Origin of the sequence: Legionella cincinnatiensis (assembly GCF_900452415.1) — a bacterium.
Classification (GTDB): domain Bacteria; phylum Pseudomonadota; class Gammaproteobacteria; order Legionellales; family Legionellaceae; genus Legionella; species Legionella cincinnatiensis.
In genome coordinates this window covers 2575957-2597780 of record NZ_UGNX01000001.1, presented here as the reverse complement: position 1 = coordinate 2597780, position 21824 = coordinate 2575957, and the positions used below count along the sequence as shown (strand labels likewise).

The window sequence follows — 21824 nt, the reverse complement described above, 5'->3', positions numbered from 1 at the left end:
TTTGTCAGAATAAGTATTGGGTGAGAGTTAAGGACATTTGTTTTTTATTATTTCAGCTGCAAACTGCTCTGTGATTCATTCTGAATCTCCTCATTTTTTTTGTCTTCCACTTTAATCGCTGCCAGATTCTCTTTAAATGAATTGGTTACCTGACTAATCTTTTCAACTGCTTGTTGTGCGGCTGATGGGGGATTTTGATAAATTCCCCATTTACCGCTTTTTGCCAGAGAATAAAATCCAAGTGTAATGATATCTCTTAAAACGGAAAATACTTTACCAATTTTTTCGTTGAAGCAATGACATCGGCTTACTGCTGGTTCGACCTCGTGAATCATTCTTCGAATATTAGCTTCCAGAGTAGCCGTATCCTGAGTAAATCTGTTTCCTGAATAATAGGAATTAAATTGCTTTTGCCCTCTTCAATGAAATATAAAGTTTTTTTTCTATCGGGATTATGTTCATCAATTTTTTGGACTTCTACTGCTAATGTTTTGAATGCTTCGACTAAGTCCTTGATTTTGCTCAGTTCATTAGGTTGAAGGGTAATTTTTTTTAAAGAAGCAATAAAATTTTTATCGAATTTTTCAATTAAATTGTTATTCTCTTCAAGTAAATGATTCATTCCTTCGCTAAGAGCAATTTTTTCTTCGAGGCCTTGTTTGCCAGAATAATATTCAATTAAATGTTTTTCGATATCATCAGCCAATTTTGCAATTTTTTTATTGTCTTCTCGTGCTTGTTTTTCTTCCAGAGGATCCACTTTATCCTTGATCACGCTCCAAGATATCTCTTTTAATTGAGACAATAAAAGCATGATTGTTTGAATTTTATCTATATTCTTAGGTTCTTGTGCCAAAAGCTGAGGAGGAATTCTTCTTTTGCCAATTTCTTGCAGATGAACTTTTTTAATGTCTTGAACTTGATCGGTTAATTCAAGATTACGAAGAGAAATAAGTTGCGGTCCAGCTTTTTGAAAATCTTCAGGGGTATTTTTCACTTTTTCAAAGTCGAGTAGGACTTCCCTGGCTAATCGTGTATTCTCTTCGGCAACTTGCGGAAAAATTCTTATGGCTTGACCAATAATATCAAATATTTTATTTGTCCGACTCACTTGGGCTGCATCGAGGACAGGCTCATCCATGACCTTTAAATAACAATTGATGCCGATTAGGTGTGCAGCCAGATAATTTCTTCTTTCTTCATTTTCAACACCTTCGTCAGCTAAGTTTTCCCGCGCTCTTAACAAAAAAGTGACCATTTCGAGATTGGGTAATTCGAAACTCGAGAAGTTTATCCCATTTTTTCCAAGTGCTTTTTGGATATCCTCAGAATTTTTTCCAGGATATTGTTCTTGTAAATACTTGCCCAATTTATAAAATGCCGCGCTAACTTGATTAATGGAGTTTTGCTGGATAGCATTATTTATTTCTTGGATAAAAGGTAAAACATCGTCTTTAGTAGGCATGATCAACTCTCCTGACAGCGGTATATTAATTTTAATTACATGAACATTATGAGGAGGTTAATATGGCTATTCGAAATATAGAGGGGGTTATACTTTTTCTGTTCCGGTGCAGTCTTTCTGAACTATAGGAGCAATGGCTTTTCCTTGGCAATTTTGACGATATAGTTGATAACAGGGGTGACACATTTTTTACATAGCATATACTCATTTCGCTCTTCATCACTTATCTCTGCAGTGAGCTCAGCAGTCGCAGTTAATATAAAAACAGGAACTTTTTGTAGGTCTATTCGTAAATTAGCGTCAATTATGGATAAGAGATCGGGTTATTACTTCGACCCGTTCGGGCTGAGGAGGCGCACCAGCGCTGTCTCGAAGCCTTGGCAGGTACTTTCGAACCCGATGCCAAGGCTTCGAGAGAGCATAAATGCTTCCTCAGCTCGAACGGCTCGTGATAGAGACTCGTTATAATTATATCTTTATCCGAAACTAACGTTAAATTAAAGAAGGAATAATGTTTGTGTTAAGGCTTCATGAATCAGATCAATGAATCATGAGTGATTGACTTGCCTACACTACAGTTTATTTTTTGATATTTTAGCTTATCTCCAGTAAATCCTGCTCTTTTAATGTACTCCCAGAACAAGGTATAAAGTAGGCCAAAAATTATATTAATTTTAAACGACTTTATCTTGAACCCATGTTCCATGATATTTAATTGGAGCCTGATAGTATCTGATAGTTCATAAATACTCACTGGTCTAGGCGGCAAACCTAGAATTAACGGGAATATCGTCTCAGAATCATAATTTTGAGCGAGTTTTGCTAAAAATACATTCGCACAAATTTTGCCAATTTTGGGTTGTTGAATTAAATCATAGCGAAAATCTATGATGTCATGAGCAATTTGAATAAGCTCACCGCCTTGAGTAGCTTTAGGATATATAGGCTTTAGGGCTGAATAAGTTAACCCTTTATTTTGCTCAATAAAATCAATAACCCGGGGATCTTTTTTTATAAAATGGACTAACAATGCCATGTAAGCGCCGGATATCTCAATGTTAACAGCTGCGATTTTTTCTCTTAGCTTCATATTCTGCTTGGAATTGTATTGCAACGTTAATCGCGCTTGTAATGCTAATCTGTTGGCAAATAAATTGCAAAATGCATGCAATTCTTTCTTTGTAATTAACTTTTGCTCGATAAATTGATTAAGCACTAATAAATCATCTTGATCTAATAGTTTTTTTAAAAAGGGATTTAAGCTAATGCCTAAAGAAGCATCCCCTAAGGCGATGATCATTTCAGGTGGTGCAGTATCGATAATATCATCTAATTTACTGAAGAGTTTTTTTAAACGGTAAAAGTACACAGCTTTTCGAAAAATTAACCAATAATCCCTAGGATAGAAACGCATTATAGAAAACACAATCGCTAAACTTAAGGGATATTTAATCAAACGGCTATGTGCCATTGTGTAGACCCACAGTGACAGGTAAGGAATGTTTCTCCAATAACATATAGATTTTGAAAAATACTTGGCTAAAAGTAACTGGCTAATCATTATAGCCAATAAGGTTGCTGTTATAATAAAGATTAATTGTGAGTAGGGCGCTAACGCATGAATTAAGTTTTCATAGATGCTCTGCATTGAGATTCTTAATAGGTTAGTGGTAAGTTAATCAATACAAACACTGGGAGCTGACGTCTTTTAGATCCCAAAGTATTTCAAACAGTGTCTCTAGAGCAAGTGACACTTTAATAAAGCTTAGTTTGAAATTCTTAATAAGTCTAGAAAAAGAAAAATGCTGTTTTGACTCTTGGCGTACTTATGATGATTGATACGCTACTGTTCTATTTGTTTCGGCGGTATGACAGGAATAGTGTCAAAATCACATTTGCAATTACTCGTTGCTTCCGGAGGAAGTGGTACTTGTGCAAAATCAGAAGGATAACAAACTGAGACATTCCAAGCTGAATCGCCAGGATTGATAGCAGCAGGCATAGGCCAAAAACGTTTAGAAACATAGGTCTTATCTTTATCGCTTTCCCAAAAAACAGGAGAAAACTGTGCACGAAACATTAAACTCTGGGCTGCCGAACAGGGAAACGTTTCACGTACCCAAGATTTTCCCGCAGGTACTGTTGGCGTTATTAAAACTTTTTCTGTTGCCGCATCTATGACCTCTACAGTCACATTATATTTAGTCCAACAATTGTCCTTGACTAAGGTATAGTAGCAAGTAAAAGCCCACAATTGGCAGGAAGAAATGAAGCTTAGAGTAAAAATAAAGAGTCGTGCTAACATGATTAAATCCTTTTATTAATTAGGTCTGTTAACCATTTCTTTCTTTGCTTCAAAACGACGTTTTCATTTTAATTGTAGCATATTTATATTTTTGCTGATTTCTTCAGTAAATCTGATTTTTAAATGAAATAAAAAACAAAAAAGCTATTTAAACCTTTTCAAAGATTCTATGATTGCTTTGAAATATGGGCTTAAAAATCAATTTATTTTGGAATTTTTTAATTATTGACTTTATAAGAATGAATAAGCACGATAATGCTGCAGTTATGGGACAAGTGATTTTATATAAACCAAAATAAAAACAATAAGTTATTTTATTTTTTGCTTATAAAAAAGTAGAATTGTTTTTTTGTGAATCTAATCATAGAGAATATATTTTTTTAGATCACTATGTGCCATATCTATTGACGATGTCATAATAATATGCAATATAGGTATTTAATTTTCAATTATTAAGAACAAGTATTTTCAAGGGTCGTTTGTTATGGGTCAACATGCCAAAATTTCATTGTTTAGCGCAACAGCACTTTCTGCTACTGCTATGGTTGGATCAGGGTGGCTTTTTAGCGCTCAATTAAACGCTAAAATTGCAGGAAATTATTCTTTTGTTGCATGGATTTTGGCGGCATTATTAGTTATGGCAGTTGGGTTATGCCTTGCACAGGTTGCATCAATTTATCCAGTTCGTGGAGCAACTGCTCGCTCTAGTGCATTGTCACATAATAATATTTTCGGTATGCCTTTTGCTTTTGCGAATTGGTTTGGGTTGATGGTGACTATTGGTACAGAAGCTCAAGCGACTACACAGTACCTAGCTGCTGCAATCAAAAGTGATACTTTAATGACGGATCATTCATTAACTCTTTACGGTAAATTATTTGCATTGAGTATCTTAGTAATTTATTTATTAATTAATTACTTTGGTATTAAGTTGCTCGCCAAAATAAATAATACGGTTACAGTAATTAAAATTCTTAGCCCAATTTTTACCATTATTGTTTTTTTAATTATGCGTTTTGACACGAGCAATTTTAGTTTGGATACAAATTCACAATATGGAGTAGGCTCTGCAATTACTGCGATTATTTCGGCAGGCTTAATTTATTCCTATAATGGCTTCCAATTAGCGGTGGCTTTTGCAAGTGAAATAGAAAATCCCAAACGGAATATTCCTTTATCAATTGTGCTTTCAATTGTTATTGTGATGTTTGTTTATATGCTATTGCAATTAGCTTTTATGGGAGCAGTGCCTCACGATGTGTTAGCTGGGGGTTGGAGTAGTCTGAATTTTCATTCGCCTTTGATTAATTTAGCAATGCTATTAGGTGTGAACTTTTTAGCAATGATCCTAATCGCGGATAGTATAGTGAGTCCATCAGGTACAGGATATTCTTATTTAGGTGGGGCTTCTCGCATGTTCTACGCTATGGCCAAAGAGGGTCAAATGCCAAAAAGAACGATTACTAAATTACATCCGCGGTATAATCTATGTCGCCGCTCCTTACTGATCAATTTTACTTTAACTGCAATATTTCTTTGGAATTCAGACAGTTGGGCTTCATTAATGGTAATTGTTACCGGTTATCATTTAATTGGATATATGGCCGCACCAATTAGTATGGGGGCTTTAAAACCCAATACCAGAATATATGGAATAATCATCTTTTGTATCCTTGGTCTAATGATGAGCACTTTGCCTGCCGCTGATTTTCTAAAAATGAATCTGTCTATCTCAGTTTTGATGGTAATTTACGGAGTAATACAGATCACAAGGAAAATGAAAGTAACCACATTATTAGTATTATCAACACCATTTCTGACTTATTTGTGGTTAATTTATTTTTATCAAAATATTTATTACATTTTATCAATATCAGCTCTTTTTTATGCACTGATTACACATAAAGAATATGTCAAGTTATGTAAGGAAACTCAATTGATGGCTGAAGATGATGAAGTTACGCTCAAGGCCAGTCAAAGCCAAATAAGTACTCAACCTATTAATGAAGTGTACCAGCAATGAGCATGATTTTTCGCTATTGCTTGTAATACAGAATACTTAGGTCATTAATTGGGTCATTCTGAGAAGTTTATGACAAAGGATGTAAAAAAGGCGACCTTCCGTAACAACGGAAGGTCTAAAAAGCAACAAACGTGTTAGAAACTTCCTCGTGCAGCATCTTCAATAGACCTCCTGTTTCCGTGTGAGCATCCACACCTCCTGCAGTGAAAGGCAAGCATACACCCTGACAGATACGTTTCCGTAGAGGGTGTTATTGCAAAGCTAATTTGTTACGCTTAGATCACCTTCTCTGTTTAGGAGGATGATGCGTCATGAAGGGCTATATTTGATTGAAAAATACGTTAAATGTATCTTTTTGCCATAAGAGGACGCTTATTAACGACAGTACTATTAAAACTGTAAGATATATTTATTATAATTTTTGATGTATTGGTTTGAGAGTTCATATTGTAATAAGGCGTGATTAATTGCTTGTAATAATGCATTGTTATTTAGATTCACTGCGATGCCTAAACCATAGCCATAGAGTATAGGTCTACCTACAGTTTGAACTTCACCTGATGAATTTGCTGCCCAGTAAAGTGCGGAAGGATTATCCATAATTACAAAATCAATTTTTTCATTCTCCAATGCTTCTAACATCTCTTCAGTACTATGGCGACCATAAAACGGGACAATAGTGGGATTTTTTATGTCCATTTCTTTAACTTCACTTTCAAAGATAGAATCAGCATCTACTCCAATCCGTTTGTTATTTAAAAGAGCTAAATGAAATGGTTGATGAGCATAAACATGGTGTGTAAGAAATCTAGAATAGCTTAACAAGTAGGGATTGCTGAAATTAACTAATTTTAAACGTTCCGGAGTGATCGAAATTGCATTGATTGCCATATCAATCTCTTGTCTCATTATTGCTGGAATTAAATCTTTGAATCTCATGGCATGAAAAGAGCAAGTACGATGCATGATATTACAGAGCGCTATTGCTGTTTCGATGTCAAAACCAAAGAGCTCATTATCTGCTCCTTGCATGATAAAAGGAGGATAAAAGCGTCCTATTCCTACTCTCAAAGGTTGATCTTGTGCTTGAACGGCAGCAGTGAAACAAAAGAGGAAAAACAACAAACCTTTAAAAAATTTCATGAGTATCTTCTTTTACAATATGTGTGTTTAAAATAATAAATTAAATCAAAAAAAATGGCATCGTCAAATTTCTATTATTATATGAATAAATTAAGAAATTAAAGAAAAAAATAGTGAAGAAGATAAAATACATTTAATAAATCTCCAATATGTCCATTTTGTTCATCTGTCTGATGGCAATAAATTTTATTTTGATAATCAGAAGAAATTGATTTTTTAGTCCACTCATAAAAAGTGAATAAAGGATAAAATTATTTTTCGTTTACATGTATATCTAAATTGATGCTTTATTTTTATTAATAATTCTTAATCATTAATTTATAGAATAAAACTTCATTTTATTTGGTGGTTATTATGAAACAAAAGTAGAATTTGGTACTGGATTTACTTTAACGTATGAGAGAGGGAAATTTACAGAGGCAGAAATTAAATAGAGTGGTACAATTTTGGTTTTAAGTGGTTTATAAAATACAATAATGTCGTTTTTATATCTACCTGATTTATTAAGAAATAGACCCCATATATGTAATGCATTTCCTTGCTCTCCGAGGAGGGTTATGGGATCATTTAGCGATTTATGTTCGTTTCACTGTATTTTTTAGGATGATGATTCAGGAGTATAGCCTGCTGGCTTTTCTGAGCCTTCGCCGAAAAAGTATTTTTGCATTTCTTCTTTTAAAAAGTTGCGTGCCTTGGCTTCCATTAAATTTAAGCGATATTCATTAATAAGCATGGTTTGATGACTTAGCCACATATTCCAGGCTTGTTTTGATACTTCATTATAAATTCGCTCTCCTAATGGTCCTGGGAAGGGAGGTTTTAACATACCTTCCGCATCTTGTTTTAATTTACAACAATGTACTATTCTGCTCATATTTGCCTCTTGTTCATAACCACGTGCTATAGTTTACGTGTTATTTGGCAGTTTTGTACTGAAAATTACTTTTTATTTTTAGTCAGAACGATGTTTCGCCTGAGCTAATAAAATATGTTGTGAAAGAATTTGTTCCTGTTCACTTGTTAACTCATTGAATGATACTGCAGTACGGTAGGTATGTTCAGTTTGATATTGACTGTAAACTACAGTGCCTTCCACAATAATGGGTATCATTTTAGGTTTGGTATAAATCACTAATTTTAAACGTGTTTTCTCTTTAATAAGATCAGGAGTTTTAAATGCCATTCCACCTAAGCTTATATTGACCTTACGTAAATGAATCGTATTTGTCATGAGCATTTGTCGCGATAAATAATCGATTTTTGCATTGAGTAGATTAAGGTAATGAGCTATGGTTGGCTCTTTGAGCGCTATAATTTGGGTTAACTCTGCCATTTCATAATCAATCTCTTGAAAATAATGTGCTGCTTCCAGGTACCGTTGCCCATTTTTCCCTAAGAGTTGCTCCACAACTGCTCGATCGGGACATAATTCTCCCGGTTCCATAATTTGATAATTAAAGTAGATATGATCTTCTACCCGGAAATGTTGACGTCTTTCATGTATAGGCATAATAGCTCCATTTACTACCTTTTAATGAACAAATTAGCTCGCTTATGTTAAAGAGAGAATATAATTTGTTCTTGTTCATTGATTTCCTCGGTATTTGCTACAACAATTAACGGTTCTTTTATAAAAGTAAATCCTTTTTCTAAATCAGGTTTATTAATAATTATAGGATCAACTTGATTTAATTCACTATATTGTGTTTTTGATGTTAATAAAACTGTAAAAGATTTAGAAGCACGTAATTGATGTATTGTCTTTTCTATTGTATTTGATAATTCACGACTTTGTTGTTGGGCCTCAATATAGTTTTTGGTACTATTTCTCCTTTGAATGCACTCCTCCAGAAAGCATACAAATTGAGAATCATTAATCTTGTCGTGTGTTATTGCTTCCATAACCACAGAATTAAACTCCGATACTCTATCCAATTGCAATGCAGCAATAAATGCATCATTTAATTGAGTTGGAATTTCTAATATAGGCATGAGTTTCTGCAATTGTTGTTGGGCCTCAAAGTAGAATTTTTTTAATACGTGTTTGCAAAATCCTTTATCATAAGCTGTTGTGAGGTATGTTTTAAGTTGATTTTCTGTTTCAGTAATAAATACTATTTTTTCCTCCCTAGAACTCGTATCACAATTCATTTTTGTACGGTAGGAGGCAATAGTATTGATCACGCGAGACCTGTTTCCCACATTATAAGCTTCTTTAATAACGATTAAATCCATAAGATCTATATAGTTAGTGGAGGGATTTAGAATTAATTGATGTTCGGGGTGAAGTAGATTTTCAGTCAATCCCATCAATTGTTCTTTGGTTATAAGTATTGTTTTAGCTGAATTCAGGACTATCGAGTCATTTTTGCTGCGGCGTTTAATAAACTCAACCATAGCTGTAGAAATTTTATCATCAAAAGTAAGTTGAATAGAGCCATTGCCCAAATCATCTACTTTTTTAATTGTATTGAATTGTCTGTATGTCCATGGGTTTTTATAGGGGCGTCCATCATCACTAAATAAGATTGGATTATGGATCAATTTTTCAAAAATTAATGCTTGTCTTATTTCGATAGAACTCACTTCTCCAGTTGTTTGAGGCAACAAATTTTCAATTGTTTTTATACGTTCTTGTATTTTTGCTTTAAGTATCTCAGCATCTTTTTCAAGAATTATTAAATTGTTTAACTGGGTGGTGAGTTGATTATATTTTTCATAGCCCAGGTTTTTTTTAAGCTTGCGTTGAATTTTAGTTATTTTCTGATGATGTTGCCATGCAACATGATTCACATATTGAACAAGTTTGTCCTTTAGATTTTTTAGTTGCATGATGCTTTCAAATTTGGAATTGAATGATGAATCTTCAATAATAGTGCGATTACGTCCTATACCATGACGTGTATGTTTTCGAAGAAATTCACCGGGTATTAAGCAAAGGCGTGAATCAAGAATGAATTTGTCAGTACCCATCAAGGATTGATCAAAAATAAAAAGAGATTTTCCCTCTTTTAAGGCTTTGTTCTGACAATTACCGCCTATTGTATCCGGATCACTACATATATAAAACAAGCTTAGTGCCTTGCCGAAATCATCAATAAAACAATCTGCTTCTAGACCCTCACCTACAGGCTTAATCGTTGAATAATGGGTGTAGGTTTTACCACTTAGCCATGATGTAAATGTTTTTCCCGAAGAGAAATCACTTAATAAACGTATATCGGAAAAAATAATGAATAATGCTGGATGATTATTATAAGTAATTGATGTTGTAATAGCAGTATCTAGTCCCAATAAGCGAGAAATATTAAGTGCTATAGCTTCATGTTGCACCTCTCTAATATCACCGCGTTTAGGCAGTTTTATTATGGCCTCAGTACAAAGCTTATATTGTTCTCTTGCAGCATAATAATTATCTATAAGAAAGTGCTCTGAGCATTCACACAGATTGCGTAATTGCTTTTTTACACTCTTTAAGCTGACCAAAGGAATTTTTTCTGTAACGCCACCTATATCTTCTGCTAGTGTACAGTAATCGAGCGTAGAGCCATCGTCTTGAGCGATACACAATTGTTTTAATTCATTAATTTTCTTAAGATCGTGTAAGATAGTTAACTTTTTTCGTAGTTGTTCCTTTTTTGAGTCGTTATCAAGTAAGAGTATTTCTTCTTCTAACTGTGACATGTGTAAGATGATTTGCGAGGTGTTGGAGGCATCAAAAGTTAGCGTTTCAGGAAAAGCGTGTACCAAAGTATACAATTTTACTCTACTGTTTAAAATTAACTCATTTAGTTCTGGTTCTATTTCGGTAAGCACTTTGGCTGAACGCATATAATAATTATCATTTGGTAATGCGACGATATCATGCGCATTTAATGTATAACGTAACCCTTCTTCAGCCTTTTTAAGACTAATTCTTTTTAATAGAGGAGGAGAGCCTGGTTTAAAAGTAGTGGCGTATTTAATAATGCTACAAAATTCTCGCCATTGGTTTGGATCTGTTTCGAGAGTTTCAAAATTAAAGAGGCCATTTTGATGATGTTCAATATGTTCTAATAAAACATTCAGATCAGCGTAACTTGCTAAATCCTCATCTTTTAGATCCATTGCAATAGGATTTTCACTTTTTTCGGTTAAAAAGCGTTTCATAATCCTATTCTTTTGCTCCAACTCCATTTGCCTGTATCCTTGTGAAAAAATTAATCCAACTTGCTTATAAATATAGACAATTTTGATGCTTTTGGTCAAAAAGATATTAAAAATTACTTTAAGGTTAAGATTTATTGCAACATAAAAAATAAAGGGCCAGTTGTTTTATTCAATTACTGAGAAAACTACTACTTAAATGGCTTGTTTTATGCTTTAATAACTATTATTACTAGCTCAAAAAGGTTTATCATGACTTTTGTAGTAACAGAAAGTTGTATTAAATGTAAGTATACTGATTGCGTTGAAGTTTGTCCTGTTGACTGTTTTTATGAAGGGCCTAATTTTTTGGTTATTCATCCCGAAGAATGTATTGATTGTGCTTTGTGTGAACCGGAATGCCCTGTGAATGCAATCGTTTCCGAAGATGATTTAACGCCCGAACAGCAGCAATTTAAAGAGCTAAATGCAAAGCTTGCTAAAAACTGGCCCAATATTACCTCTAAAAAAGATGCTCCTTCGGATGCTAAAGATTGGGAAGAGGTTAAGGATAAACTTCAATATCTACAAGAAGAGTGGTAGAAATCACTTCACTTATTCAATCATGTCAGCGAGCTCTAGGAGAGAAAGGTCGACTTTCTACAGCGATCCCTGGATTTATAGCGCGCGCGCCACAATCCGATTTGGCTGTGGCGATTGCTGCAGCAATAGAGGAAAAATCTACTCTGGTAGCTGAAGCAGGAACTGGAACAGGTAAAACATTCGCTTATTTGTTACCCAGTTTATTAAGCGGAAAAAAAACACTCATTTCTACTGCCACTAAAACGTTACAAGATCAACTCTATCAAAAAGATTTACCGACCTTAGTCAAGGCATTAGGATTATCAGTGCGCGTACAAAATCTTAAAGGTAGAGCAAATTACATCTGTGAATATCGTGTTGAGCTCTATTCTGAAGAAGGGCAATTTCAAAGCCCGCAGTGTGCGCATGAAGTGGCTCATGTGCGAAGCAAACTCTCCCAAATGAAAAATGGTGATCGTTCTGAATTACCCGAGCTTAGTGAGGATTCTCCAGTTTGGCCCTATGTAACATCAACAGTAGATAATTGCTTAGGTGTTGAATGCCCTAATCATGAAACATGTTTTCTGGTTAAAGCACGTAAGAGAGCGCTAGAGGCAGATGTAGTAGTGATTAATCATCATCTTTTTTTTGCTGACTCGCGTCTAAAAGAAGAGGGATTCGGTGAGTTATTACCAGGAGTTGATGTCATTATTTTTGATGAGGCACATCAACTTGCTGAAATAGCGACTCATTTTAATGGAGAGCGAGTTGGTACGCGACAATTTCATGATTTATTGGATGATCTTATTAGAGAATGGCCTGTTTTAGATCTTGCAAATCAACCCTTAAAAGTTTTAAGCCATAAAGCAGATAAGTTGATGGATGAATTATTAACAAGTTTTCCTGCGGAGGAGCGAGTAAGTTGGGAGGAAATCAAGCGAAATAAAACATTTATGAACATATGGTCTCGTTGGTTGGCATTGAAAGATGAGTTAATGGAGTGTTTCAATGAGATCTCTCTTTCTGAGTTTCCTGGTCTTGCACGTTGTAGAGAGCGATTAGTCGATTTTGCCAGAATTTTATTGCTTTTCACTGAAGAAACTAACGAGAAAATTAGATGGTTGGAGCGTTTTAAACATACTTTAGTTTTTCATGCCACGCCTTATGATGTTGCTAAGTCGTTTAGCGAATTACTAAAAAGGCAATCTTGTACTTATATATTTACCTCGGCAACCTTAACTATGGCGGATTCCTTTGATTGCTTTTGTAAGCCTTTGGGGCTACATGGAGCTCAGACTTTAGTATTGCCTAGTCCCTTTAATTACCAACAACAAGCATTATTATATTTTCCAAGAGGATTACCTGATCCTAAGAATGCTACTTATAATGAATTATTAATCCAACGTGCTATTCCACTTATCGAAGCGTTAGGAGGACGTAGCTTTTTTTTATTTACCAGTCACAGATCTTTAAAACAAGTTGCGCAAATTATATCCAATAATTTAAATTATCCCTTACTTATCCAAGGAACAGAGGCAAAACCTATTTTATTGGAACGTTTTAGACAATTAGGAAATGCAGTTTTGTTAGGAACTTCAACGTTTTGGGAAGGGGTTGATGTAAAAGGAGAGGCATTATCTTGCGTTATTATTGATAAAATACCTTTTTCTAGCCCAATAGATCCTGTAATTCGTGGTAAAATGACTTATTTGAAGGAAAAAGGATTATCTGGTTTTGATGAGTTATCTTTGCCAAGCGCAGTGATTGCTTTAAAACAAGGAGTGGGGCGTTTAATTCGGGATAACACGGATAAAGGGGTATTGATGATCGCCGACCCCCGACTTACTGGTAGAGAGTATGGTAGACGAATATTAGCCAGTTTACCGCAATTACCAAAAACCCGAGATGAACAAAAAGTACTGCAATTCATTAAAGAATTAGAGTTGACCAATGAAGCTATTAGCGATTGATACATCGACTGAAATAGCCAGTATAGCGTTGCTAACTGGAAAAGAGTTACTTTGTGAAGAACAAAGCAACCCTAAAACACATGCACAATTTATTTTACCTATGATTGATAAATTAATGATCAATGCTGGTTTGCAAATGAATCAGCTTGATGGCATTGTATTTGGACGTGGACCAGGGAGTTTCACTGGCTTACGTATTGCTTGCAGTATTGCAAAAGGGTTAGCTTATGCTCATGACTTGGGATTAATTCCAGTAAGTAATTTGGTCGCTATAGCTTGGTCAGCTCGTCAACAAACGCAGGGAGTACATTTGCCTGTATTAACCGTATTAGACGCGCGCATGCATGAAATGTATTGGGCTTATTTTGCCAAAGATCAATGGGTGGCAGAGGAAAAGGTCAATCCAGTACATGAAATAAGTATACCCGAAGAGCACTCTGTAATTCTTGCGGGAGTAGGGGTGGATTTATATTGGGAAGATTTTACCTCCAAGACTAAATCACAACTCAGTGAAAAATTGCTTATCAACCCTTCTGCTGCTGCGATGATTCAATTTGCTCAATTTTCTGCATTAAAACCTGTTTCAGCCGCTGCAGCACACCCTATATACATCCGAAATAAAGTCACTTAGGAGTCTTTCATGGATAAAAAATTATTGGAAATCTTAGTTTGTCCTCTATGCAAAGGAAAATTGCAGTTAAAAAAACAAGAACTAATCTGTAAGTTTGATCGGCTGGCTTTTCCTATTCATGATGATATCCCGGTAATGTTGGAGCATGAAGCTCGAGTTATCCCCTTGGAAGAAAAAGATAAGTTATAAAAAAACATTATAACGGTTTAATATATCCTAACAGGATTCAATGATTGTTTGACGTGCCTCATTCAAAAACGTTCAAAAGAGCGTTATCCTCTGCGGCAGCCTGTCTTGATCACAACTCTGCTAACGCCCGCTGTTTTCGCCATGGGGATTCGGCATAAACCAATGATGAGATTTACATCAAGACATGTGTTGCTCCATACAACAACGCTGCTTTTGCAAAAGGTGACAAACTATAGAGTAAACTAGATTGAGTTCATGGCTCCTCCAAAAACAATGTGATTCTCCTCTTGCAGAATATCTTCCGGCATTTTATGTTGAAAGTGACGAAACAATCCCAATTTTGAAGCTTGAGGTATTATTATTGCAACTTTTAAATTATGGGTTGTTTTAAATCATTTTGATATTCACATAAATTTGATAATTTTTAAAACAATAAAAGCTGAAACACGGGACAAGATGTTAAAAATAAGTTGTAATTTTATGATTTATAATAATTTTTTTCGAATTTTAAATGATTGAACAGTAAGAATAGAGGTAGCATGGAGAAGGTCCGAGAGAGTGAACTCCGAATTTCATTCAGGCTATGAGAATGGCTGAAACAGTGAACGATTACGTTCGATGTTGAGACGTCCCCATAAAAATGGATTATTATTTGCTGATGTATTTTTTACGCCAATACAATAAAAATGCTGGAATCATCATCAATACAATTCCCATCGAAAAAACAAATCTAAAATGGGATGCGCTGCCAAAATTCATAAATTCAACTGGGGGAATAAACCCTACAATTAAAGTCATTGTGCAGCCGCATAATCCTAAAATACACGTTAGATAATAGCCGAATTTTTTCCCGGGTATAGCAAAAGGTCTCTCAACATGTGCAAATTTACCTTTTAATCTCCACGCAGCAATAAACATTAAAACATACATCATAATATAGAGTTCTGTACTTAATGCAGTAAATAACCAATAAATAGCATTCACGGTTGGAAATAATAGAAATCCACTACATAGAAGTGTTACAAGGATGGCTTGAATAATTAAAATTCGTGAGGCAACACCACGCTTATTTAATTGAGATAAAAAATTAGGTAAGAAATTGTGGTTTGCAGCCATAAGTAAGCCTTTGGCGGGTGAAATAATCCAGTTGATCATGCTGCCCAAACTACCTAATAACAAAAGCACAATAAGAATAGGTAATAACCAGGTTAAGTTATAAGCCTGTAAAAAGTTATTAAAGGCTTGTAATACGCCATCAATAAGGCTGATTTTTTCTTTAGGAAGAACAAAAGCTATTGCTAAAGAACCAAAAATCATTGTGGTTAAAATCAATAATACTGAAAAAAACATTGCTCGGGGAAAATTTTTCTGTGGATTATCCACGTTTCGAACGTGAACTGCTGCAAGCTCCATACCGAGAAATGAAGTCATAATTGCAGTGAGTGATACCCAAGATTGACTGTCCTTCCATTGTGGCAATAAATGAGGCAAACTTAAATCAATTGCTATAGGATTACCTTTAATGACCCAGACAGCGGCAAGAAAAATAATAAATCCCATAGGAATAATCATTCCTAAAATAGCGCAAAGACCTGCAAAATGCGCTGAGGCACGTAAACCCGATAAAGCAATTAAAGTGAGTGACCAAAATATAATGAGAATAACGGAAATTAAATAGTATTTATTTTGTGCAAGATCGGGGTTAATCAAATAAGCAAGTACCCCTGCAATAAAAGATAAAATAGTGGGATACCAGACTAAAGTATTTATCCATTGTAACCAAATGGTAAAAAAAGCGAGATTTTCACCGTATGCATGTTTTACCCAACTATAGATTCCTCCTTCTTCATCAGACCAAGTTGATGATAATTCCGCTGAAACTAAAGCAACAGGGATTAAAAATACAATTGCCGAAAAAATAAAGAAAAAAATTAATGAAGAACCGAATAAAGCTGTTCCTGGCAAATTTCTGATGCTATCAATTGCACCAGTAATCAATAAGACCAAAGCAAGTACAGATATTTTTTCAGAAGACCACTTGTTCATTAATTAATTCTATTTGTTAAAATGATATACATTATATAGGAAGTTATTGATTGATGTTACATTTTTTTATCTTACCAAGAAATCTTTATTCCTTTTTAAAGAAATTAACTATTCTGAAAAATTAATGATTTGATTTTAAGATAGTTTTATAAAATTTGGGGGAAATTATGCTTCATCTTTCTTAAATCCACCCTTACAAGCCGGGGATTGCAAAACAGTTTTGTTTCTTTTTTCCCATTCGTTAGGAGTAAAAAGATGCATGCTTAAAGCATGTAGCCCAAACTCAAATTCTTTATGAAGCAGATGATTTAATAGTCTGTGGCGTGCAATTCGTGATAAATCATTAAAATGAAAAGATACAACGGTCACTTTAAAATGGGTTTGCGCACCTTCTGGGACATGGTGATTGGCTGACTCATCTATGACATTTAAATAAACAGGTGTTAACTCCTGATTTAATAATTCTTCAATACGATTTTTACGCGACATATTTAACTCTAAATATTTATTCATTTATTTATATCATATCAAAATAAAAAAGCTGCTTGGAAGCAGCTTTTAAACTAAATACGACAGTTTGAAGGAACATATCGATCATTTTCAGCCTGATCAACTGCACAGGTCCAAGTAATGGCATCTGTTGGTGGGGTACCGGCAACAAGAGCATTACCGCCCGATTTTGGGGTTAAAGTAATAACGATATTTTTTGCTGGTGTATTATAAGTGATGGTGATTATTCCCGTATTCTGATCAATTCCAATACTTTTTACGTTAGCGGTTGCTGTAGGAGCAACCCATCCTTGATCTAATTTAGCAGCACCACTTGATACATTCTCAGAAACCGTGGTTTTTGCTGCAGAGGCAAGACTTAATCCTTCCGTAATACGAGCTCTAACCACGTAGTCCTGATACGCCGGAATAGCTATTGAGGCAAGAATCCCAATGATTGCCACTACTATCATCAATTCAATTAAAGTAAAACCTTTTTGCTTCATTGTTAGCTCCCTAATTAATTACATCTTAAATATACAAATACATCACAAATCCTATTTGATCTTTTCCTTTTTACTATGTTTAGCAGAGGTCACCTGAGAATGTATTATATTTGCATTAATTATATTTTATATGCTCATGACAAATATAAGTTTTTTGCAATAGTATAGAGTAAGCGGGCGAAGCTATAACCGAACTCAGGAGGCACAAATGATATTCGGTTTTACTTCACCCCATACTGTTAACTATTTGACTTGAAGTACCTTTGGTACTAGTTTATTTTTTAAACGAACATAATCAGGAAGGCCATTTATATAATCAGGATAAGCTTCGCCTTGAATCAATGGAGATAAATAACGTTTGCACGCTTCTGTAATTCCCATCCCATCTGCCGCAATATATTCTTTAGGTAAGGCTTTCTCTTGATTGGCAACATCCGCTAAGGCCGCATGACCTATGGACCATTGATAAGGTTCATCTTGTTCACGAACGATAATGGGCATAATAGCATTTTGGCCTTTAACGGCAAACTCTACGGCTGCTTTGCCTAGAGCATAAGCCTGTTCTAAATCAACTTTAGATGCAATATGTCGAGCAGCGCGTTGCAGATAATCAGCAACTGCCCAGTGATATTTATAATTGAGCTCGGTTTTAATAAGCTGAGCAATAACTGGGGCAACACCTCCCAATTGGGCATGTCCAAAAGCATCTTTTAATCCTGCATCACTTAAAAACGTACCTTCTGTATTACGAATTCCTTCTGAAACAACAATAACACAATACCCATAAGTTTTGACACACTCATCGACTTTGCTCAAAAACTTTGCTGGTTCAAAGGGAACCTCAGGTAATAAAATAATATGGGGTGGTTCATCAGGGTTTTGGCTGGCTAAACCACTTGCTGCTGCAATCCATCCAGCATGACGCCCCATGACTTCAAGAATAAAAACTTTTGTTGAAGAAGCGGCCATAGAGGCAACGTCAAATCCTGCCTCTCTGGTGGATACTGCTACGTATTTCGCTACGGAACCAAAGCCTGGACATGCATCTGTAAAAGGAAGATCGTTATCTACAGTTTTTGGTATGCCGATACATGTGATGGGATAACCCATAGTAGCACCCAACTGGGATACTTTATAGGCTGTATCTTGTGAATCACCCCCCCCATTATAGAAAAAATAACCTATATTATGTGCTTTAAATACTTCAATTAATCGTTCATATTCTGCCCCGTCATTTTTAAGTTTGTAACGGCAAGAACCAAAAGCGCCGGCAGGAGTTTGTAATAATTTAGCAATATCTGCATCACTTTCAAATGAGGTGTCAATAAGTTCTTCATGTAACGCGCCGATAATTCCATTTTTGGCAGCATAGACTTTTCCTATATGTTGAGGATAGAGTTTAGCTGTTTGAATCACTGCACAAGCTGAGGCATTAATGACCGCAGTGACGCCTCCTGATTGAGCATATATCGCATTTTTTATAGTCATTCGATCTCCTTGTTCATTTGAGATGCGCAGATGTAGCGCGCTAAGTTTTTATTTTTTGATTTTCGTATTCACTAATTACTGCATCAATGCTTTGAATTAATTCTGCAAAAGGAGTAGCTAACTCTTCGATTGAAGCAGCATGAGCGGCAAGTTTTTCTACTTGAACTACTTTTTTTTGTAAAGTGGGGACCCCACTAAAACAACATGCTCCATGAAGTTTATGAGCCGCTTCACCCAATTGTTTCACATTTTTTTCATGCATTAATTGGATAAACTCTTCGCGATTTTTAAGCAATTCCTCGATGAATCGAGTAAGAAATTCTTCAGCAAGCGATTGATTTCCAGAGGCTTTTTGAATACACAATTGCCAATCTATTGCAGAGTGTTTTGCTTTATCAGCAATACGTAAAATTTGGATCAATAATTGTTTCTCATCTATGGGTTTTTGCAAACAAAAATCCACCCCTGATTTTTTTAGATCAATATCATTTATCTCTCTACCATTTGCACTAATTAACACTATTGGTGTATGGCGATTAAATTCTGATTTTTGGCGGATAAGTCGAGCAGCTTCTAATCCATTTATTTTGGGCATATGTAAGTCAAGTAAGATAAGGCTGTATTTCTTTTCATTACATACCGATACAGCCATTTCTCCATTATCAACCGCTGTAATATTGGCACGAGTGCCTAACAAAGAGTCAAGAAGCATTTTATTCACTGGATTATCTTCTGCTATAAGAAGATCTGGATGTAAGAAACGTAATTGCTCCCTTAAACCTTCCAATTCATGATTAACTGATTTTTCAATATTTTCTTGATTTGTTAATGACTCAATAATATCTTGGAGTTTTTGAATACTAATGGGTTTATATAAAAATCCTTGTGCTCCAAGTGCTGTATAATCATTAATAAGCCATTTGGAGGTTAATACATAGGGAAAATAATTATGTTCAGCTATTAGCTTAGTAATTTGTTGTTCGTAGCCTTTATTGATATTAAGAAAAGCGATTTTGCAGCCTTTATTGTCTTCTAGCTTTTTTGCGAGTTGACTCAGTGAGTTTACAGCGATACATTTTATTCCCCAATATCCTAAACCATTACACAACGCTTCCAACTGCATCGGGTTATCGTCAAAACAAAGCATTTTAAAATGGGCAAAAGGATGCGTCTGATTTTTTTCAATTTCATAGGCAAGCAATTTTTCAACTTTGATGTAAGCAGTAAAAACAGAGCCTTTGTTGAGCTCGCTGGCAAAAGTAATACGACCTTTCATTTCTTCACAGAGCTTTTTGCAGATTACCAAACCAAGTCCTGATCCACCATAACGACGGGTAATACTTGTATCTGCCTGATTAAAGGCGGTAAACAATTTGTTTTGATCTTCAGGAGAAATACCTAAGCCTGTATCGGTGATTGTGATGCATAAAGTGTAATCTTTCTCTGTTTCCTGTTCTACTTTCGTGCGGATTAACACATATCCATGATCAGTAAATTTAACTGCATTAGTGACCAAGTTACTAATAAATTGTTTCACTCTAAAAGGATCACCTAAAACAATTTTAGGTACATTTAGCTCGGTTATAGGAATTAAGTCGATGCCTTTTTTATGAGCATTAGGTGCTGCAAGAGCGAGTACTTCATCGATACAATGACGAATGTTTAATGGAATACAATCGAGATGAAGTTTTCCTGCATCAATTTTTGAGAAATCGAGAATATCATTGATAATTCCTAATAAGTCTTGGGCTGATGATTTAATTGTTTTTACATAATCTAATTGCAAAGGATCAAGTTTGCTTTCAAGCAAAACATTAGTAAAACCAATAACTCCATTCATCGGAGTACGAATTTCATGGCTCATATTGGCGATGAACTCAGATTTTTGCCGACTTTTTTCTTCTATTTTTTTCTTTTCAAGAGAAAGTTCAATATTTTTTTCTTCTAGAAGTTCCAGACTTTGTTGTAAATCAGCAGTAGCTATTTCAATGTGTTGATTCAGATCATGTATGGTTTCAAGATGTTTTTTTTGTAAATGGGAACACCCTCGTTCAATGATTCCTAATTCTCCAGAGCTGGTTGTTTTTATTTCTGTTTCAAACTCGTTACGCAAAATTTGTTTCATGCTTCTTCGTAAACGAGAAATAGGTAAATAAATCTGCTTAGAGAGAAAGTAGTGAATGGTTAATCCTACTAATAACCCAAATAAAGTAATAAATATAGTGACAATAAGCATCTGATAACGTTTGATTATCATTGAACGAGTATCGATATCGATAGATAACCACCCAAGAATATCATCCGCACGCGATGTCATAGGACTTAAAATATTTTTAAAAGAAGAGTTTGAATATAAGTTGAATTTTGGAATTGTAACTGGTGCTATAAAATTAATAGTAAAAGGATTAATTTGTTTACTTTTGATGTAATCTCCAGTGAACTTAGGTGCAGTAAATGGTTTGTTTAGCGAGTGTTTACCACCCCGATAAGCAAGGAGTTGGCCGTCGCTACTATAAAAAGCAAGTGCTTTGACTTCAGGATTAATTGTTGAGGCATTGATAAGCCCTTGTAAGGTTCGATCGTCCCCTCGCAACATAGCGTACTGGGCGGCTGGGAGTAACTGTCGAATATATGCTTCACCGAGGCGAGACATGTGCTGTTTTAAGTCATTACCAAACAACCCATTATAAAAAATGGCAAGGAGTAGGGCGACCAGAAAAACAGGAATTAAAGTAGTAATTCTTAGTTGATACTTAATACCAATGCTTTTCAAGATGATTCACCAGATGGTTGGGATATTATATTTAAGCGCATTGGGAAAAAACAAATCTTTCCCTTTCACCCAGGCTATAAAGTCAGTTA

Annotated in this window: 18 protein-coding genes; 5 read left to right on the top strand and 13 right to left on the bottom strand. The window is 35.0% G+C overall.

Features of this window, described 5'->3' with window-relative positions; translation table 11 throughout:
• Nucleotides 1-47 precede the first annotated feature (47 nt).
• From DYH34_RS11675 to DYH34_RS11660, 4 genes are all read right to left on the bottom strand, one after another.
• A complete protein-coding gene (locus DYH34_RS11675; RefSeq protein WP_058465678.1) occupies nt 48-335 on the bottom strand; it encodes a hypothetical protein in 288 nt (95 codons plus the stop codon).
• Nucleotides 332-1465, bottom strand: coding sequence for a hypothetical protein (locus DYH34_RS11670; protein ID WP_058465679.1), 1134 nt, complete (start codon nt 1463-1465; stop codon nt 332-334). The genes DYH34_RS11675 and DYH34_RS11670 overlap by 4 nt, the downstream gene beginning before the upstream one ends.
• Before the next feature lie 535 nt (nt 1466-2000).
• Nucleotides 2001-3113 carry a hypothetical protein gene (locus DYH34_RS11665; protein ID WP_058465680.1) on the bottom strand — a complete coding sequence of 371 codons (1113 nt, stop codon included), beginning with the start codon at nt 3111-3113 and terminating at the stop codon, nt 2001-2003.
• A 195-nt stretch (nt 3114-3308) separates the two neighbouring features.
• Entirely contained in the window at nt 3309-3770 is a 462-nt protein-coding gene (locus tag DYH34_RS11660; protein WP_058465681.1) for a hypothetical protein, read from the bottom strand.
• A gap of 484 nt (nt 3771-4254) precedes the next feature.
• Here DYH34_RS11660 and DYH34_RS11655 point away from each other — a divergent pair, with 484 nt between their 5' ends.
• Nucleotides 4255-5793: an APC family permease gene (locus DYH34_RS11655; protein ID WP_058465682.1), complete on the top strand. Its 1539-nt coding sequence runs from the start codon at nt 4255-4257 to the stop codon at nt 5791-5793.
• Nucleotides 5794-6183: 390 nt separating this feature from the next.
• Here DYH34_RS11655 and DYH34_RS11650 read toward each other — a convergent pair whose 3' ends face one another.
• The 4 genes from DYH34_RS11650 to DYH34_RS11635 form a co-directional block, all read right to left on the bottom strand.
• A complete protein-coding gene (locus tag DYH34_RS11650; RefSeq protein ID WP_058465683.1) occupies nt 6184-6936 on the bottom strand; it encodes a transporter substrate-binding domain-containing protein in 753 nt (250 codons plus the stop codon).
• Between the two features lie 598 nt (nt 6937-7534).
• Complete coding sequence (locus DYH34_RS11645; protein WP_058465684.1) at nt 7535-7810, bottom strand: oxidative damage protection protein; 276 nt, start codon at nt 7808-7810, stop codon at nt 7535-7537.
• Nucleotides 7811-7888: 78 nt separating this feature from the next.
• On the bottom strand, nt 7889-8446 hold the full coding sequence (locus DYH34_RS11640) for a PilZ domain-containing protein (RefSeq protein ID WP_058465685.1): 558 nt from the start codon (nt 8444-8446) through the stop codon (nt 7889-7891).
• 47 nt (nt 8447-8493) lie between these two features.
• On the bottom strand, nt 8494-11085 hold the full coding sequence (locus tag DYH34_RS11635; protein ID WP_238589541.1) for a hypothetical protein: 2592 nt from the start codon (nt 11083-11085) through the stop codon (nt 8494-8496).
• Nucleotides 11086-11334: 249 nt separating this feature from the next.
• On the opposite strand from DYH34_RS11635, the gene fdxA reads away from it, so the two are divergent.
• From fdxA to DYH34_RS11615, 4 genes are read left to right on the top strand one after another with little or no spacing between them, the layout of a single operon-like run.
• Nucleotides 11335-11664, top strand: coding sequence for a ferredoxin FdxA (gene fdxA / locus DYH34_RS11630; protein WP_058465687.1), 330 nt, complete (start codon nt 11335-11337; stop codon nt 11662-11664).
• The gene (gene yoaA, locus DYH34_RS11625) at nt 11658-13613 is read left to right on the top strand and encodes a DNA repair helicase YoaA (RefSeq protein ID WP_058465688.1); all 1956 of its coding nucleotides are present in this window, start codon (nt 11658-11660) and stop codon (nt 13611-13613) included. Before fdxA ends, yoaA begins: the two co-directional genes overlap by 7 nt.
• Nucleotides 13594-14244: a tRNA (adenosine(37)-N6)-threonylcarbamoyltransferase complex dimerization subunit type 1 TsaB gene (tsaB, locus tag DYH34_RS11620; protein ID WP_058465689.1), complete on the top strand. Its 651-nt coding sequence runs from the start codon at nt 13594-13596 to the stop codon at nt 14242-14244. The genes yoaA and tsaB overlap by 20 nt, the downstream gene beginning before the upstream one ends.
• A gap of 9 nt (nt 14245-14253) precedes the next feature.
• Complete coding sequence (locus tag DYH34_RS11615) at nt 14254-14433, top strand: Trm112 family protein (RefSeq protein ID WP_058465690.1); 180 nt, start codon at nt 14254-14256, stop codon at nt 14431-14433.
• Between the two features lie 648 nt (nt 14434-15081).
• On the opposite strand, the gene DYH34_RS11610 is transcribed toward DYH34_RS11615, so the two are convergent.
• The 5 genes from DYH34_RS11610 to letS all read right to left on the bottom strand — a co-directional run bounded on the left by DYH34_RS11610 (nt 15082) and on the right by letS (nt 21738).
• Nucleotides 15082-16479, bottom strand: a complete 1398-nt coding sequence (locus tag DYH34_RS11610) for an APC family permease (protein ID WP_058465691.1) — start codon at nt 16477-16479, stop codon at nt 15082-15084.
• A gap of 165 nt (nt 16480-16644) precedes the next feature.
• Nucleotides 16645-16968, bottom strand: a complete 324-nt coding sequence (locus DYH34_RS11605) for a BolA family protein (protein ID WP_058465862.1) — start codon at nt 16966-16968, stop codon at nt 16645-16647.
• Nucleotides 16969-17042: 74 nt separating this feature from the next.
• Complete coding sequence (locus tag DYH34_RS11600; RefSeq protein ID WP_058465692.1) at nt 17043-17474, bottom strand: pilin; 432 nt, start codon at nt 17472-17474, stop codon at nt 17043-17045.
• 243 nt (nt 17475-17717) lie between these two features.
• Nucleotides 17718-18962, bottom strand: a complete 1245-nt coding sequence (locus tag DYH34_RS11595) for a 6-phosphofructokinase (protein ID WP_058465693.1) — start codon at nt 18960-18962, stop codon at nt 17718-17720.
• Nucleotides 18963-19002: 40 nt separating this feature from the next.
• Complete coding sequence (letS, locus tag DYH34_RS11590; RefSeq protein ID WP_115342614.1) at nt 19003-21738, bottom strand: two-component system sensor histidine kinase LetS; 2736 nt, start codon at nt 21736-21738, stop codon at nt 19003-19005.
• Nucleotides 21739-21824: the final 86 nt, after the last annotated feature.